Origin of the sequence: Rhizobium sp. GR12 (assembly GCF_036596185.1) — a bacterium.
GTDB classification, from domain to species: domain Bacteria; phylum Pseudomonadota; class Alphaproteobacteria; order Rhizobiales; family Rhizobiaceae; genus Agrobacterium; species Agrobacterium nepotum.
This window is the reverse complement of sequence record NZ_JASXTH010000004.1, coordinates 54,644-71,011: the sequence shown is the minus strand read 5'-3', so window position 1 is coordinate 71,011 and position 16,368 is coordinate 54,644. Positions and strand designations below refer to the sequence as shown.

Genomic DNA, 16,368 nt, shown 5'->3' with positions numbered 1-16,368 from the left:
TGCGGCAGGATTACGGAACCGGGCCGCAACCAGGTAATGCTGTTGCAATTGTCGACGCCTAAACAAACAGCCTGAGAGATGAGATCGCCGCGAGCACTCATCCTCGCATCCGCTCAAAAGGATAGAGGCTATGGCGTTCAAATGCGCGACGGGTTTGCTAAAAGCTGGTCTTCTTGCTGGAGGCTGCACGCTGGCATTCATCTATTTCGACCCAGCCGGGGGAACTGTCGATGCGAACGAGCGTGTGAAGGATGTCGTGGCCTCGGTCCCGACGATTGGAACAAGCAGGCCGCTTGAGCTGACACAGGCCGAGATGATACGGCTCAAACCGACAGCGATGGTGGAGCGGCTCAGCATTGGCGGCGAGCTTCAGCCGATCAGCCGTGTCGTGATCCGTGCCCGCGAGGCCGGAAAAATTCTCGAGATGAATGTCAGGGAAGGACAGGCCGTGCGGGCGGGCGATATGCTCGTGCGTTTCGAAACCGAAGAACTGCAATCGTCGCTGCTGCAACGGAAGAGCGACCGGGATGCGGCCGAGGCCGAACTGGCGCTGGCAACGCAGGCTCTCGCCCGAACCGAACAACTTGCCTCGAAGAACATCGCATCGGCAGAGCAGTTCGACAAAGCCAAAAGCGATGTCGTGGTGAAGACGGCGAGGCTCCAGAGCCTTTCGGCGCAGGCGGATATCGCCCACCTTGCGCTTCGCAACGCCGAAATCCGCGCGCCTTTTACTGGCACAATCACCCGCCGACAGGCCGAGGCGGGTTCGCGCGTCAGTGCTGATGGCGAACTTCTCACCCTCGTCGATACAGGTGTACTGGAGGCGAAGGTTCTCGTGGCCACCCGCGATATTCCGCGTGTTGCCCTCGGCCAGACGGCGGAACTGGAGATTGACGGCATGGGCGGCCAGATCGTCAGAAGCACCGTCGACCGCATCAGCCCGGTTGCCGAGGACGGCACGCGCTTCGTCGCCGTCTATCTGCGGCTTGCCAATAACAACGGCCGGCTGTGGGGTGGAATGTTCGCCAGCGGCTCTATCCTTGTTCGTGAAAAAAACGATGCGCTTGTCGTTCCCGCCATCGCACTCCGGAAGGACGAGAACGGATATCATGTCCTCAAGGTGCTGAACGGCCATCTCCGCCGCCAGGCGGTGGCGGTGGGACCGCGCTGGAACGGCGGCAACCTGATTGAGATCGGTGCGGGTCTTGCGGATGGCGAGACGATCCTGACCGCCCCGCTCCCCGAATTGCAGCCCGATATGGCCGTGACCGTCGACAAGGCAGGCTGAGATGTTTCTGACCCGCATATCCGTCACCCACCCCGTTTTCGCCACCATGATGATGGTGGCGCTTCTGGTGATGGGTCTTTTCTCGTTGCAGCGGCTGGGGCTGGACCTCTACCCCAATGTCGACATTCCGGTCGTGGTGGTGGTCACCGCCTATCCCGGTGCGACGCCGGAAACGGTGGAGACGGAATTGACGCGCCCGGTCGAGGATGCGCTGAACGCGATTGGCGGTCTCGACGAGATCACATCGACCTCCTACGGGGCGCGCTCCGTCGTCATCGCGAAATTCAAGCTCGAGGTTCAGGGCGCGACTGCGGCACAGGACGTGCGGGACAAGATCGCCGCCATCGAGGCCAATTTTCCAGACGACGCCAGGAAGCCGGCCATTTCCCGGTTCGATCCCGCCGCCGAACCGATCCTGTCGGTGGCGATCAGTTCGACCTCGCTCGACGTGCCCGCACTCACCACCCTTGCCGACCAACGGGTACTGCGGCAACTGACGACCGTTACGGGCGTCGGCCAGGCAACGCTGGTGGGCGCCCGCAAGCGGCAGATCGATATCACGATCGACGATGTGCGGATGCGCGCGCTCGAGGTTGGCATCAACGAGGTGGTGAACGCGCTGCGCTCCGGCAACAGCAACAGCCCGGCCGGAAGCCTCATCGACGCCGTCTCCGAACGCACGATCCAGGTGCAGGGTCTTATCGACGAGCCAAAGGCCCTGCTGGAGATCGTCGTCGCAAGACGCGGTGGTGCTGCCATCTATCTTCGCGACGTCGCCACGCTTTCCGAAGGGGCCGCCGATCCCGAAACCCGCGCCCTCTATAATGGCCAGGCCGCGTTGGCAATCGACATCGTCAAGGTTCAGGACGCCAACACGGTTCAGGTCGTGGCGGATGTGAGGAAACATCTGACGCTTCTCAATGCCGAACTTGCCCCGCAAAACGTGCAATTGCGCATCATTACGGACACGTCCATACCCATCCTGGAATCCGTCACCCAGGTGCAGACGACGCTGATCGAGGGGGCGGCGCTCGCCGTTGCCATCGTTTTCCTGTTTCTCAATTCCTGGCGCAGCACGGTCATCACCGGGCTGACATTGCCGATCGCGATCATCGGCACGCTCGCGGTCATCGATGTTCTCGGCTTCACGCTCAATACGCTCAGCCTGCTGGCGCTGACGCTCTCCATCGGCATTCTGGTGGACGACGCCATCGTCGTGCGCGAAAACATCACCCGCCACCTGCACATGGGAAAATCCCACATCCGCGCCGCACTCGACGGCACGAACGAAATCGGGCTTGCGGTGATCGCCACGACGGCGACGATCGTCGCGGTCTTTCTGCCGGTAGCCTTCATGGATGGCATCGTCGGCCGGTTTTTCTACGAGTTCGGCGTCACCGTTTCCGCCGCCGTGCTGATCTCGCTCTTCGTCGCCTTCACGCTCGATCCGATGCTGTCGAGCGTCTGGTTCGATCCGGATGCGCAACCCGATATCAGGCGCGGGCCGATCGGTCGGCTGATCGCGCGTTTCGACCTTGGCTTCGAATGGCTGGCCGACAGGTACCGATATGTGATCGGTTGGACATTGCGCCACCGGCTTGTCACCCTGCTCGTCACATCAGGCATCTTTATCGGCAGCCTGTTCATGGTGCCGCTGGTCGGTGCGGAATTCGTGCCGAATACGGATGAAGGCCGCTTCCAGATCGACGTCAGGGCACCGGTCGGCTCCTCGCTGGATTACACCACCGCCAAGGTGCGGCAGGTCGAAAAGGCGCTCAAGGAGTTTCCTGAGGTCGAAACACTTTATTCCACCGTCAACACCGGAGCCACCGTCGGCAAACACCGTGCCGCCGTTCTCGTAGGGCTGGTGCCGCTTTCGGCCCGGACCCGGACCCCGGTCACGCTGGCCGATCCGATCCGCAAGCGCCTGTCCGCCATACCCGGCATAGAGATCGCGATCCTGCAGAGCGGTTTTGGCGGTGACGAAAGCCCGGTGCAGCTCAGTATCCTTGGTGACGACCGCGCGATTCTCGAAAAAACCGCCGCCAGTCTCGTGGAGGAGATGAAAAAGATCCCCGGCCTCGTGGACGTGACGTCGAGCGCCGGGGACCTGACCTCGGTCCTTTCGATCCGCCTGAAGCGCGAGGCGGCGAGCGACCTCGGCATTGCCCGATCCGATCTGGCAGCGGCGCTCCAGCCCCTCGTCGGCGGCGAAGACGTGTCGAAATGGACGGATGCAGGCGGCAACAGCTACGATATCGTGGTGCGCCTGCCCGGTGAGCGGCGTTCCGATACGACGGCGCTTAGTGAATTGATGATCGCGACCGGCCGCACGGCATCGAACGGTGCGCCCTTCATGGTGCGTCTCGATCAGGTCGCCGGTATCGACACCGTAAAAGCGCCCGCCGAAATCCGCCGCATCGACAATCACCGCGAGGTGCTGGTTTCGGCCAATATCGCCGGGCCGTCGCTTGGCGAGGTGACGGAGGAGTTGAAGAACCTCACCGACGCCCGCGACCTGCCGGACGGTTATCGCATCCGCTTCGGCGGCGATGCCGAAACCATGCAGGAGACCATCGGCCACATGGTCACCGCGCTCGTTATGGCGGTCATCTTCATCTACATCGTGCTCGCCTCGCAATTCGGCAGCTTCCTGCAGCCGCTCGCCATCATGGCGTCACTGCCGCTGTCGCTTGTCGGCGTCCTTATCGGGCTGATAGTGGCCGGCAGCACGATCAACATGTTCTCACTGATCGGCTTCATCATGCTGATGGGCCTCGTCACCAAGAACGGCATCCTGCTGGTCGATTTCGCCAATCGGGAAAGGAAGCGCGGACTGCCGCTGAACGAGGCGCTGGCAAACGCCGGCATCATCCGCTTCAGGCCGATCATCATGACGACGCTTGCGATGATTTTCGGCATGATCCCGCTTGGCATGGCGGTCGGCGGCGGCGGGGCGCAGCGCGCGCCGATGGCGCATGCGGTGATCGGCGGCCTCATCAGCTCCACCCTTCTCACGCTGATCGTCGTGCCGACGATCCTGTCCTATATCGACAGCATCACCCGACGCCTCGCCCGCTTCCTGCCGAAAGCACCGGACGAGGCAGATGAAGCGGGGCTGGCGGACAGCCCGGCGCAACCTTCCCAGGCTCCGCACTGATGACTTTTCCTGCCGTGGCGGACCTTATCACCTCAGCAAAAGTATGACGGCCGGTCCAGCCAACAGTACGGCAAAGACGATAACGGGATGGATATAGCGTACGAGAAAGGCGAGAACGACACGACGTAAACGCATATGATTGCACCTGACGAAAATTCATCGGGCAAGGTTGAGCATGGCGTATTACGGCGGCATTACAGCTTTTGCCCGGAGATGGTGCTCCAACCCCGCAGGCCGCTGTCACTCGTCGGCCGGGCGCTTTCTTTTGCCCTTCGGGCGGAAGTCGACCAGAAGCGACTTCAGCTCGATTTCGCGAACGCGCCTTGCCGCCTCATCCGGGCGAACCCACTCCATCAGGCGTTCGCCGCGCTCCTTGAAACTTGTTTCCGCTCCCGTCACCTCGATCTGGAAGACATCGACGATGCAGGGCGCGACATCGCCATTGTCGAGCATCTTAAGATAGGTGTAGCGGCCGACCGCATCCTTTCTTACCCGGCCGCGCACGCCGGCTTCTTCCCGCGCCTCAATCGCGGCGGCCTCATGCGGCCGCTTGCGTTTCATCGGCCAGCCGCGCGGAATGATCCAGCGGCCACTGATGCGGGAGGTGACGACGAGGATTTCGATATCTTCGCCGCTGCCGGCATAACGGAAGCACAAAGCAGCATATTGCTGCCGGAAAGCCCCGGTGAAAAGCTTTTCTGGAACCGCAGCAAGCTGCTGGAGCAATGTCAGGGAACGGGCCGGACGGGCTTTCCGGCTTTTCTTCGTGGATTTCATATCCGTTGATAGTGCTGATTTTCCGGGTTGCATCAATGCCCCGCGTGCATTTATGACAGTTTTATGACAATCACCCCCCACAACCGATAAAGCGCCATTGAGGGCCAATTCGCATGATGAGCATTTTTCGCAAGCTGATGCCGCGCGAGGACCGTTTCTTCGACATGTTTAGCAAACATTCGGAAACCGTCGTCAAAGCCGCCGCCGCTCTGGACCACCTATTGAGCGGCGTCGACGTCGAGAAGAATTGCGACCTCATCGTCGCGCTGGAACATCAGGCGGACGATATTACCCGCGATGTGCTGCTTGCGGTGCGGCGCAGCTTCATCACCCCCTTCGACCGCGGCGACATCAAGGATCTCATCCAGTCCATGGATGATGCGATCGACATGATGCACAAGACCGTCAAGACCATCCGTCTGTTCGAGCAAACGGAATTCGACCCGCTGATGCAGGAGATGGGCCATGAGATCGTGCGCGCCGCAAACCTGATTGCCGAAGCCATTCCGCTCCTGGAAAAGGTCGGCACCAATGCGCATCGCCTGTCCGTCATTGCCGAAGAAGTCACCCGTGTCGAAGGCCGTTCCGACGAACTTTATGATCAGGGTCTGAAAGACCTCTTCCGGTGCCACGGCGTCGCCGGCAATGCCATGGCCTATATGATCGGCAGCGAGATCTACGGCGAACTCGAAAAGGTCGTCGACCGCTTCGAGGACGTGGCGAACGAGATCAGCGGCATCGTTATCGAGAACGTCTGATGGATGTCGCGCTTGCACTGCCGCTGCTTATCGGCCTCATAGCCATCGCCCTGTTCTTCGATTTTCTGAACGGTCTCCACGACGCCGCAAACTCCATCGCCACCATCGTCTCCACCCGCGTGTTGCGCCCGCAATATGCCGTGGCATGGGCAGCCTTCTTCAATTTCATCGCCTTCCTGTTTTTCGGCCTGCATGTGGCCGAAACGCTCGGCACCGGCATCATCGATCCGGCCATCGTTTCTCCGCAGATCATCTTTGCGGCGCTGATGGGCGCTATCGTCTGGAATATCGTCACCTGGGTTTTCGGCATCCCCTCCAGCTCGTCGCACGCGCTGATCGGCGGTCTCGTCGGTGCGGGATTTGCAAAGGTCGGTTTCAATTCCATCGTCTGGTCGGGTCTTCTGAAAACCGTCGGCGCGATCTTCATGTCGCCGGCAATCGGCTTCTTCCTGGCGCTGCTGCTGGTGCTCGCCGTTTCCTGGCTGTTCGTGCGCCAGACGCCCTTCGCGGTGGACCGCACTTTCCGCGTCATGCAGTTCATCTCCGCCTCGCTCTATTCGCTGGGCCATGGCGGCAACGACGCACAGAAAACCATGGGCATCATCGCTGTGCTGCTCTTCAGCCAGGGGTATCTGGGAGAGAGCTTTTACGTGCCGTTCTGGGTCGTCATCTCGTGCCAGTCAGCCATGGCGCTCGGCACACTGTTCGGCGGCTGGCGGATCGTGCACACCATGGGCTCGAAAATCACCAGATTGAACCCGATGCAGGGTTTTTGCGCTGAAACCGGCGGTGCGCTGACGCTGTTCGGCGCGACCTGGCTCGGCATTCCGGTATCGACCACCCACACCATCACGGGCGCCATCATCGGCGTCGGTGCCGCCCGCCGTGTGTCAGCAGTGCGTTGGGGCCTTGCCGGCAACATCGTCATCGCCTGGATCGTGACCATGCCGGCCGCCGCCCTCATATCCGCAGCCGTCTATGGGCTGACGTCGCTGTTCGGCTGACACGCTGACCTCGCCGGATTTGACAGTGCTCCCGGAACAAAACCCGCCCTGCGGCCGTTTGATCCGGGAGACCACTGGCGACGAAGCGGATCGCAGATCATGGCACGGCAGGTTTTCTGGAAAGGCTATCTGAAGCTGTCGCTGGTAACGGCCGCCGTTTCGCTGACGCCCGCCACCACCGAAAGCAACAAATACCGCTTCCACATTCTCAACCGAAAAACCGGCAATCGCGTCGAAAGCCGCTATGTCGACAGCGTCACCCACAAGCCGGTGACTGTCAAAAATCAGGTAAAGGGTTTTCCCCGTTCCGAGGATGACTATGTGCTGCTGGAAGACGACGAGATCGACGCGGTGGCGCTGGAAAGCACCCGCACCATCGACATCAAGACTTTCGTTCCCGCCGGTTCGATCGACTGGATCTGGTACGACCGTCCGCATTTTCTGCGCCCGGAGGACAAGATCGGCACGGAAGCCTTCAGCGTCATTCGCGAAGCCATGACGGCGAACGGCGTTTTCGGCATTGCGCGACTGGTGATTTACCGCCGCGAACGGGCGGTTCTGCTGGAACCTTCCGGCAAGGGAATCATCCTGTGGACGCTGCATTATGGCGAGGAGGTGCGCGAAAGCATCGACGCGCTGGACCCCAGGACGAAAATAGAAAAGCCGCTGCTGGAGGCCATGGAAAAACGCATCGGCAAACAGATGACGGCATGGAAACCGGCGCTGGTACAGGACCCGATCCAGAAAAAAATCAGCGCCTTGCTGAAAACCAAGAGTAAAACGGCGCCTTCCCCCGAAAAGAAGACCGGCACGAAGGCGCGCACAGGCGGCAACGTCATCAACATCATGGATGCCCTGAAGAAAAGCCTTGCCGCAGACAAAAGACGCTGAAGGTTCAGCGCGCCTTTTTCGGCAACGGCCGGGCCGCCGCAAAAAAACCGTCCCATGGATCTTTCTTCAGAGCAGAAAGCCGGGCGCCAAAGTTATTGACGGTGAAATATGCGGGGCCGATTTCCGACGACAGCTCCCGCCACTCAAGCGGCGCTGAAATCGCGGCTCCCGGCCGGGCGCGGGTCGAATAGGGCGCGACCGCCGTATTGCCCCTGCCGTTGCGCAGATAGTCAATGAAGATGCGGCCGGTCCGCTTCGATTTCGTCGCCACCGCCAGATATTTATCGGGTTCAGCCTTCGACATGTCGGCTGCCATGGCTTTGGCAAAGGCTTTTACGGCGGCCCAGCTGGCCTGTGGTTTCAACGGAGCGACGACATGCAGGCCCTTGCCGCCGGATGTTTTCACGAAGGCGGCAAGTCCCGCATCTTCGAAACGCCGTTTCAGTTCCAGCGCCGCTTCGATCACCTCTTCCCAGGAAACATCCTCGCCGGGATCGATGTCCATGGTGATGATATCGGGTTTCTCCCAACTCGCAGTCGTCGAACCCCAGGGATGGATTTCAAGTGCTGCGGATTGGACCAGCGCCATGACACCGTCGAAATCGCTGATGCGGATCAGCGGATCACCGCCCTTGTTCTTCGGATCGGCTATTTGCTCCACCGCTTTGTTGATCCCGCGCCATGCATGTTTCTGGAAGAAACGCGGTCCATCGATGCCTTCCGGGCAGCGCAGCAGCGCCAGCGGACGGTTGACGACAAAGGGGGCCATGTAGCGCCAGACCTGCGCATAATAATCGGCCAGCCCTTCCTTGGTCACCCCATCCTTCGGCCAATAGAGGCGGTCCGGATGGGTGAACTTGATGTTGCTCTGCGCTGCCTTGGTTTCGGACACAACTTTTTCCTCGCGTTCGATTTCAACCGCCGGCTTGTCTTCCCGCAAGCCCCGGAAAGATGAATGGCGCAGATTGCCATCCGCCGACCAGGCACGGAACTCCACTTCCGCCACCAGTTCCGGCTTGACGAAAATGAGGTCGCGGCGGGCAAGTGCTGTGAGCCTTTCGGCAAAGGGGCTTTCCCTGCTTTCCAGCGGCTTCAGGCGGCCGAGCAGCATCTCGGCCATTTCACCGGAATAACCGGTGCCGACACGGCCGACATGCCGCAGCTTGCCTTCCTCATAAACGCCGAGGGCCAGCGAACCGATGGCGTGGTCCGAGGTCGAGGACAGCGTGTAACCGCCGATGACGAATTCCTGCCGCATGGAGCATTTGGACTTTACCCAGTCCCCCTTGCGGCCGGAGACGTATTTACTGCTCCTGACCTTGGAAATGACACCCTCGAGACTGAGACGGCAGGCATGATCAAGCACAAGCGCACCGCTTTCCTCGAAATGCTGGCTGTAACGGAGATGCGGGTCACCGGCTGGCAGCAGCTTTTCGAGCAGCGCCTTGCGGTCGCTCAGCGCCGCGCCACGCAGGTCAGCTCCGTCGAGATGCAGGAGGTCGAAAGCGTAAAACACGAAACGGTCGCTGCGCCCCTCGCTCAGATCCTGCTGCAGGGCCGAGAAATCGGACGCGCCGCTATCGCGCTCCACGACGATTTCGCCGTCGACCAGCGCCGTTTCCACCGGAAGCGCCTTTAGCGCTCCTGCCACCGCATCGCCGAACTTCTCCGTCCAGTCCAGCCCGCTGCGCGTCAGAAGCTGAAGCGCAGCGTGATCGAGACGGGCTTGCAGCCGATAGCCGTCGAATTTGATTTCATGCAGCCAACGCGAACCATCGGGCGGCTTTGGTTTCAATGTTGCAAGCGCCGGCGGCACGAAGGACGGCATAGCCTGTTTGCGCGCACCTTTGGGCAGAGCATGCGCCTGTTTTTTGCCGGAGGATGAAGCGACAGCCTTTTTTGATACGGGCTTCGAATTCCAGGTGTCTTTCGGCCTGGCGGCGACCTCCTCGACACTGCGTCCGGTAGATACGGATTCCGGCCGTTCCTCCAGAATATCGGCACCACCATCGCGCCTTGCCTCTTCGTCGTCACCCTTGATGAGAAGCCAGTTCTCACGGTTTTCGCCGGGTTTCCCATGCATGCGCACCAGATGCCAGCGACCTTTCAGCTTTTCGCCTTCCAGTTCGAATTCCAGATGACCTTTTCGATAGCCCTTCCTCGCGTCACCAATCGGATGCCAGACGCCGCGATCCCACAAAATGACGGTGCCGCCGCCATATTGGCCCTTCGGAATGACACCTTCAAAACTGCCATAACTCAAGGGATGGTCCTCGACATGTACGGCAAGGCGCTTGTCCTCCGGATCGAGGCTTGGACCGCGCGTTACCGCCCAGCTTTTCAGCACGCCATCCATCTCCAGCCGGAAATCATAGTGCAGCCGGCGAGCATCGTGCTTTTGCACAACGAAGCTCGACCCTTCCGTTTCGGCTTTCGCCCCTCTGGGTTCGGGCGTTTTGTCAAAGCGACGCTTAGCGTTATAGGTCTGCAAGCCCATGGATCAGCCCGCTTTCCGGGAGGATTTACGTCTCGTACCAGAGGCGGATTTCCTGCTCTTTCCAACACCGGCGCTACGACGCAGGGCCTCCTTGAGATCGATGACGTTGTCCTCTTTCCGCGGCGGTGTTTTGCGGATTTCCCGGCCTTCGATTTTGGCCTTCACCAGCTCCGCCAGGGCTTCATTGTAACGGTCGGTATATTCCGCTGGATCGAACGTACCCGCCCGTTTCTCGATGATATGACCGGCGAGTTCCAGCATCTCGTCATCGAACTGAATATCGGGAATGGATTTGAAGACAGTGGTTTGCGAACGGACCTCGTAGCCGAAATTCAGCGTCGTCGCGACGAGCGCCTTGCCGCTCGGCCGGATCAGCACCACGCGGTTGCGGCGGAAAAGCACCGCCTCGCCGAGTGCGACGACCTCCTCGTCGTCCATGGCCTTTGCCAGCAGCGTCAAGGCTTCCTCGCCGCCTTCCTGCGTCGGCGCAAGATAATAGGGCTTGTCGAAATAGAGTTTGTCGATCTCGTCGCGGCCCAGAAAATGCCTGACGCGAATGATCTTGTCGTTTTCCGGCATCAGCATTGCGATCTCGTCTCCCTCAATGACGATATGATCGCCGTTGTCGAGTTCGTATCCCTTGACCTGATCTTCGCGATCGACGGCCTCGCCGGTATCACCGTCGACATATTGCCGCTCCACCCGGTGCCCGGTCTTGCGGTTGACGATGTTGAAGGAGATCTTCTCGGATGAGGTGAGCGCGGAATAAAGGCCGATTTCGCAGCTGAAATCGGCGAATGCCAGATGGCCTTTCCAGCTTGCCCTGCGGTTCATGATCGCCGTCCGTGATCGTCGTTGCGGGAGAAACGTTCGCCACCCCGGTCGGCAGCGAGAATGCGCTCGATTGCGGGAACGTCCGCTTCCGTCAGCACCGGCACCGGGTCGGATACTATCGCCTCCAGTACCTCCGGTGAAAGCCCGCCGTTGCGAATGACCCATTCCATGGCCTCGCGCGTTTGGCGCTCGGCCTTCAGCTGGGCGTAAAGCGCAAGTATCAGCCGGTCACGAACATCGAAGGACGTTACATCTCTGTCTGAACGTTCTGCCTGCGGTCTCATATCAAATCCTCAAAGGGGGACGAAACATCACCTCAGGCGATGCCCTTGCCCCCGGTCACACCGTAAACCTCGCCGTTGATGAAGCTCGCATCCTGCGAGGCGAGCAGCACATAAACGGGCGCCAGTTCCACCGGTTGTCCCGGACGGCCGAAATCGCTGTCCTTGCCGAAATTCCTGACCTTCTCATCCGGTTGTCCGCCACTCGGCTGCAGAACCGTCCAGAAAGGACCGGGCGCGACCGCATTGGCCCGAACTCCCCTTTCGATGAGCTGTTTGGCAAGCGCTTTCGTATAAGCGACGATGCCGGCTTTGGTGGTCGCATAGTCGAGCAGGATCGCGGAGGGCTCGTATGCCTGGATGGACGCCGTGGTGATGACCGATGCTCCCGGCTTCAGATAGGGCACAGCGGCCTGCGCAATCCAGTGCAGCGCGTAGAGATTGGTTTTCATGGTGCGATCGAAATCATCGCTCGACAGTTCGTCTATCTCCTCGCGATATTGTTGCCTTGCGGCGTTGATCACCAGTATGTCCAGGCCATTGAGATCGCCAACGGCTTTTTCGACCAGTTCGCGGCACCAGGATTCGTTGGTGACGTCGCCTGGCAATGCCACCGCTACCCTGCCCTCTTTCTCGATAAGCGCCACGACCTCCTCTGCGTCGCTTTCCTCTTCCGGAAGATAGGAAATAGCCACATCCGCGCCTTCTCTTGCAAAGGCGATGGCCACAGCGCGGCCGATGCCGGAATCACCGCCGGTTATCAGCGCCTTGCGGCCGGCAAGTTTACCCGTACCACGATAAGTCTTTTCCCCGTGATCCGGGAAAGGCGTCATGTTCGTTACCAGACCCGGCATTTCCTGTGCCGGTGTCGAAAAGGGCGGGCGCGGATACTGGCTGCGTGGATCCTGCGGCTCGAGGCGGTCTGTCATCGCGGTTTCTCCATAGATAGAATGTCCATCTGTGGCGCGTTCCGTAACAAACGTACTCGGATCGGGTCCGTCGTCTGGTGTCGGGCCGGCGCCCGCAACACGGTCGCGCCACACGCTAACCTAACGATCTTGACCGGCTCTCGTTCCATGGGCTCTGGGAATGACGGCAACGGCGTCAACTCACCGCACTCTTCTTCAAACGGAATATTTGTTCCGCTTGGCAGCGCTTTTGGCCTCGGCGGGCACCATACCCGGTTTGCCGAAGAGATAGCCCTGCGCCTGAGCGCAACCCTCATCGACCACCATGCGGTATTGTTCATCGGTTTCGATACCCTCCGCCGTCACCGGCAGATCGAGGCTGCGGCCAAGGCCGATCACCGCACGCACGATGGCGCGGGCATTGTCATCCTCGCTCATGGCGGCGATGAAGCTGCGGTCGATTTTTATCTTGTCGAAGGGGAAACTCTGCAAATTGCTGAGCGAGGAGTAACCGGTGCCGAAATCGTCCATGACGATGGCGACACCGAGCGCCTTCAGCTGGTTGAGAATGGTCAGCGTCGCTTTGCGGTCCTTCAGTAACGCTGCTTCGGTGATTTCGAGCTCCAGCCGGTTCGGCGAGAGGCCGGTCTGCATCAGGACGGAGCAGACGACATGGCCGAGATTTGCCAGCGAGAACTGCAACGGCGAGACATTGACGGCGATTTTCAGATGTGGCGCCCAGGTGCTTGCCTGACGGCAGGCCTCGCGCAGCACCCATTCACCGAGCGAGATGATGATCCCGCTTTCCTCGGCAATCGGAATGAAGATATCCGGCGGCACCACGCCCCTTGTCGGATGCTGCCAGCGCACCAGCGCCTCGTACCCGACGACCTGACCGCATTCTACGGAAAGTACCGGCTGGTAGTTCAGCAGCAACTCATTGCGATTAATGGCCAGCCGCAAATCCGTTTCGAGCTGGCGGCGCTCGCGGGCCTCCTGATCCATAAGTGGATCGTAAAAAGCCAATATGCTGCGCCCGCCCAGCTTCGCACGGTAGAGCGCCAGATCGGCTGCATGCATGATGCTTTCGTCGCTCGCGCCATCCCGCGGGAAGACTGCAATGCCGATGCTGACGCCGACGGCGGTCGGGTCGTTGGCGGCATTCATTTTCAGTCCGAACATGGCGAGTATGGTCTCGGCGAGAAGACGCGCCTCCTCCGACCTGGTATGTCGGGCAGTCAGGATGACGAACTCATCGCCGCCGAGACGCGCGACGATATCGCCTGCCCTTGCGCATTCATCGAGAATAGCGGCGACTTTTTTCAGCACCCGGTCGCCCTCGGCGTGGCCGAAGATGTCATTGACGGCCTTGAACCGATCAAGATCGAGCGCCAGCAGGGCGAACTCGTCCTCCGCACCGCAATGCTCGATCTGCTGCCGGAGCCTCGTCTGGAACATGGTACGGTTCGAAAGCCCCGTCAGAACATCGTGGCGCGCCAGATATTCGATCTCGCGCTGCGCCTCCCGCTTTTCCGTCAGGTCACGAATGGCCAGCACTTCACACGGGTGGCCGCGATATTCGATCGTGCGCACGGCGAGCTCGAACACCTGCGCCCGGTCGGCGCGCTCGCGGATCGCCTCCACGGGCGCTTGGCGCGGCAGATAGGTGGGCTGTCCGTCGACGGCTCTGAAAAGATCATCGGGATTTTTACCGATCAACGAGGCTTCGTCGCTGCCAAGAAGCCCGGCAAAGCGCGTGTTAAGCTCGACAATGCGGCCATCGCGCACCACGGCAAGACCATCCAGCGTTGCATCGACAAGGCCTTTGAGATCGACAAGGTAGCGGTCTACCAGAGCTGCGGTGGCGGTCGCTGCCAGGATGAGGAAAGTCACGCCGGAAACGGCACCGATCATGATCACTCTGGTGAGGCTGTCGGGATCCGGGCCAGAAACGGACGGATCCGGCGACAGGACCGTGGCTGACACGGTGGTGAAATGCAGCGCGCAAATAGCCAGGATAGAACATCCGGCCGGAATGAGAATGCGCTGCTTCCACGCGCCGGGACGGCGGAACAGGAAAAAGGCCAGAAGAAAAAACACCCAGGTAACGACAAAGCCGCCGAAAACCGGACCCCAGTGGTAGCTGATGGTGGCTGCCACATCCATTCCCGCCATTCCCACGAAATGCATGATGGCCACCGAGATGGTTACCAGCGTTCCGACGATAACGGGACCATAGCTTGCCTGCGCGCGGACCCTGAGTGCCAGCAAGAAACCCAGCACGGCCAGAACCGCCGAAAGAGCCGTGAACTGGAAATCAAAGCCGATCGGAACCGTACCCTCATAGGCAAGCATGGCGACAAAATGTGTTGCCCAGACGCTGAGCCCCGCGGCAAAGGCGGCCACCAGCACCCAGTAAGGCTTGCGGCCAGCTGGGCTTTCTTCAGCGCGCAACAACAGGTGAAAAAAAGCGAGCATGCCGAGCAGGCAGATAGACGCCGCAAGAAGCACGATCGCCCGATCATGTTGTACGGCAACACATTCCAGAACCGTAAACATAGTGCCCTCTTCCAGCCAGTGAAGAACCGCTCAAGATCGCACTATGGAGTTGGTTTATTTATAAATCTCTAATGCAACTAGTGATTAAGAATATGTCCTCGTCGCCAAGGTGCAGGAGCATGTAGGGACCCCGCGCCAGCCACCCAGGGTTTATGCGGTCGGCCCGAGTAAGGTTAGTGAAAAAGGCCTTTACTTCCAGCTTCGATAATCATCACCGGTGCATCCAAAGGGCGCCGGGCCGTCAGCAAAGCGCTCCTGTAGACGATCGCAACCCCACTCATTGAGAGCGGCGGGCATCATATTGTTGAGGTCCATGCCCGGAGAGCTGAATTGTGAAGGAGCGCTGGTAACGTACCAGATCCAGTAACCGAACACCGCAACGAAGATAAAGGCCACGATGGCCGAGAAAGTCGCCAGTCTACGTGCCAGGCTTGGGGCTCTTGTCGCGTCTGGGTCGGCCGGGCCTTCCTGCTCCCGCTGAGCAGGCACCGGGCCAAGTGAAGCCAGGGCTTCCATTCTTTCCCGTTCCGACAGGTCAATTCGTTCCAGCTGATCGTCAAGCAAAACGGGCAGCGCAGCCCTGGCGTGCCACACCGCCAGCGCAACATCGTGTTTTCCGGTGTGATCAACGACGAGTGGAATTCGTCCTCTTTCCAGATGCGTGAACGATTGCCTTTTGGTCCTTCCTTCCCTGACCGTGTCCGAATAGGTAACGAAAAGACGACTGCGTTTTTCACTGACCGCCGTCAGCGCTACCGGAATAACCGTCAATGACGCAGGACGCCGTAGCTGCAGGCGAACCCATAATGTGCGGGCAAGTACAAACAACATGGCGACGCTGCCGAAGCCGAGCAGGGCTACAAATACGCTGAGGGTGATGGTCCTGTTCCACAGCATATCGAGGCCGAGGGAAATTGTAGCAAGTTCGGGATTGGTCGCGGAAATGACCAGACCGGTTTCATAGTCGCCGGAGTGGAAATCGATGAACATGACCTCGACATCCTTCGTGTAGCTCACTCCAGCATATTCGTAGGAAAGGTCTGCCTCACACGTCGTAAAGATTGCCTTGCGTGTCTTGCAACTACCGTTGATATCGCCGCCTTCAATTTCCAGCGGGTCGCGGCTGATCTGGTAATCGCGCAATACACCCGGGCCTTCGGCGACGAGCATGACGATCGTTATCGCCAGCAATACCGGGATCGAAAAATAATAGGCCGCCGGCACGGTAATGACGCCACGCTTCAAGCTAAGCGGCCTAAAAGGAAGAGTTATCTGCGGGAAGCTCATAGTGACCAATGCACTCTATGGATGTTAGCGATCGGGGTCTGCGATTCTTCCGATAGGAAAAGATCGCCGGACGGTCTAGCCCGCTCAGGAACCTGTCGCAACTCTAAGGAACCACAAAAAAACG

The 16,368-nt window shown here is 59.9% G+C and carries 12 protein-coding genes; 5 read left to right on the top strand and 7 right to left on the bottom strand.

The window, feature by feature from the left end; all coding sequences use genetic code 11:
• Positions 1-130: 130 nt before the first annotated feature.
• Positions 131-1,288, top strand: coding sequence for an efflux RND transporter periplasmic adaptor subunit (locus QSK43_RS08185; protein WP_332303032.1), 1,158 nt, complete (start codon positions 131-133; stop codon positions 1,286-1,288).
• Position 1,289: 1 nt separating this feature from the next.
• Positions 1,290-4,448 carry an efflux RND transporter permease subunit gene (locus QSK43_RS08180; RefSeq protein ID WP_332303031.1) on the top strand — a complete coding sequence of 1,053 codons (3,159 nt, stop codon included), beginning with the start codon at positions 1,290-1,292 and terminating at the stop codon, positions 4,446-4,448.
• Positions 4,449-4,688: 240 nt separating this feature from the next.
• On the opposite strand, the gene QSK43_RS08175 is transcribed toward QSK43_RS08180, so the two are convergent.
• A complete protein-coding gene (locus QSK43_RS08175) occupies positions 4,689-5,225 on the bottom strand; it encodes an NUDIX hydrolase (protein WP_332303030.1) in 537 nt (178 codons plus the stop codon).
• A 113-nt stretch (positions 5,226-5,338) separates the two neighbouring features.
• Between QSK43_RS08175 and QSK43_RS08170 the strand changes: the two genes are divergently transcribed.
• The 3 genes from QSK43_RS08170 to ku (QSK43_RS08160) all read left to right on the top strand — a co-directional run bounded on the left by QSK43_RS08170 (position 5,339) and on the right by ku (QSK43_RS08160) (position 7,878).
• Positions 5,339-5,983, top strand: a complete 645-nt coding sequence (locus QSK43_RS08170) for a DUF47 domain-containing protein (protein ID WP_332303029.1) — start codon at positions 5,339-5,341, stop codon at positions 5,981-5,983.
• The gene (locus QSK43_RS08165; protein WP_332303028.1) at positions 5,983-6,987 is read left to right on the top strand and encodes an inorganic phosphate transporter; all 1,005 of its coding nucleotides are present in this window, start codon (positions 5,983-5,985) and stop codon (positions 6,985-6,987) included. Before QSK43_RS08170 ends, QSK43_RS08165 begins: the two co-directional genes overlap by 1 nt.
• Before the next feature lie 99 nt (positions 6,988-7,086).
• Positions 7,087-7,878 carry a non-homologous end joining protein Ku gene (gene ku, locus QSK43_RS08160; RefSeq protein ID WP_332303027.1) on the top strand — a complete coding sequence of 264 codons (792 nt, stop codon included), beginning with the start codon at positions 7,087-7,089 and terminating at the stop codon, positions 7,876-7,878.
• A gap of 4 nt (positions 7,879-7,882) precedes the next feature.
• On the opposite strand, the gene ligD is transcribed toward ku (QSK43_RS08160), so the two are convergent.
• From ligD to QSK43_RS08130, 6 genes are all read right to left on the bottom strand, one after another.
• The gene (gene ligD / locus QSK43_RS08155) at positions 7,883-10,375 is read right to left on the bottom strand and encodes a DNA ligase D (protein WP_332303026.1); all 2,493 of its coding nucleotides are present in this window, start codon (positions 10,373-10,375) and stop codon (positions 7,883-7,885) included.
• Between the two features lie 3 nt (positions 10,376-10,378).
• Positions 10,379-11,209, bottom strand: a complete 831-nt coding sequence (gene ku, locus QSK43_RS08150) for a non-homologous end joining protein Ku (RefSeq protein WP_332303025.1) — start codon at positions 11,207-11,209, stop codon at positions 10,379-10,381.
• Positions 11,206-11,493 carry a hypothetical protein gene (locus tag QSK43_RS08145; RefSeq protein ID WP_332303024.1) on the bottom strand — a complete coding sequence of 96 codons (288 nt, stop codon included), beginning with the start codon at positions 11,491-11,493 and terminating at the stop codon, positions 11,206-11,208. The genes ku (QSK43_RS08150) and QSK43_RS08145 overlap by 4 nt, the downstream gene beginning before the upstream one ends.
• Before the next feature lie 32 nt (positions 11,494-11,525).
• Complete coding sequence (locus tag QSK43_RS08140) at positions 11,526-12,419, bottom strand: SDR family oxidoreductase (RefSeq protein WP_332303023.1); 894 nt, start codon at positions 12,417-12,419, stop codon at positions 11,526-11,528.
• Between the two features lie 195 nt (positions 12,420-12,614).
• Positions 12,615-14,957 (bottom strand): bifunctional diguanylate cyclase/phosphodiesterase, encoded by a 2,343-nt coding sequence (locus QSK43_RS08135; protein ID WP_332303022.1) that lies wholly within the window; start codon positions 14,955-14,957, stop codon positions 12,615-12,617.
• Between the two features lie 189 nt (positions 14,958-15,146).
• Complete coding sequence (locus QSK43_RS08130) at positions 15,147-16,244, bottom strand: hypothetical protein (protein ID WP_332303021.1); 1,098 nt, start codon at positions 16,242-16,244, stop codon at positions 15,147-15,149.
• Positions 16,245-16,368: the final 124 nt, after the last annotated feature.

Excerpts from the sequence above, each read along its gene's own strand:
- QSK43_RS08175 (WP_332303030.1), bottom strand. The coding sequence starts at position 5,225 with ATGAAATCCACGAAGAAAAGCCGGAAAGCCCGTCCGGCCCGTTCCCTG.
- ku (WP_332303027.1), top strand. The coding sequence starts at position 7,087 with ATGGCACGGCAGGTTTTCTGGAAAGGCTATCTGAAGCTGTCGCTGGTA.
- ligD (WP_332303026.1), bottom strand. The coding sequence starts at position 10,375 with ATGGGCTTGCAGACCTATAACGCTAAGCGTCGCTTTGACAAAACGCCC.
- QSK43_RS08145 (WP_332303024.1), bottom strand. The coding sequence starts at position 11,493 with ATGAGACCGCAGGCAGAACGTTCAGACAGAGATGTAACGTCCTTCGAT.
- QSK43_RS08170 (WP_332303029.1), top strand. The coding sequence starts at position 5,339 with ATGATGAGCATTTTTCGCAAGCTGATGCCGCGCGAGGACCGTTTCTTC.
- QSK43_RS08185 (WP_332303032.1), top strand. The coding sequence starts at position 131 with ATGGCGTTCAAATGCGCGACGGGTTTGCTAAAAGCTGGTCTTCTTGCT.
- ku (WP_332303025.1), bottom strand. The coding sequence starts at position 11,209 with ATGAACCGCAGGGCAAGCTGGAAAGGCCATCTGGCATTCGCCGATTTC.
- QSK43_RS08135 (WP_332303022.1), bottom strand. The coding sequence starts at position 14,957 with ATGTTTACGGTTCTGGAATGTGTTGCCGTACAACATGATCGGGCGATC.
- QSK43_RS08130 (WP_332303021.1), bottom strand. The coding sequence starts at position 16,244 with ATGAGCTTCCCGCAGATAACTCTTCCTTTTAGGCCGCTTAGCTTGAAG.
- QSK43_RS08140 (WP_332303023.1), bottom strand. The coding sequence starts at position 12,419 with ATGACAGACCGCCTCGAGCCGCAGGATCCACGCAGCCAGTATCCGCGC.
- QSK43_RS08165 (WP_332303028.1), top strand. The coding sequence starts at position 5,983 with ATGGATGTCGCGCTTGCACTGCCGCTGCTTATCGGCCTCATAGCCATC.
- QSK43_RS08180 (WP_332303031.1), top strand. The coding sequence starts at position 1,290 with ATGTTTCTGACCCGCATATCCGTCACCCACCCCGTTTTCGCCACCATG.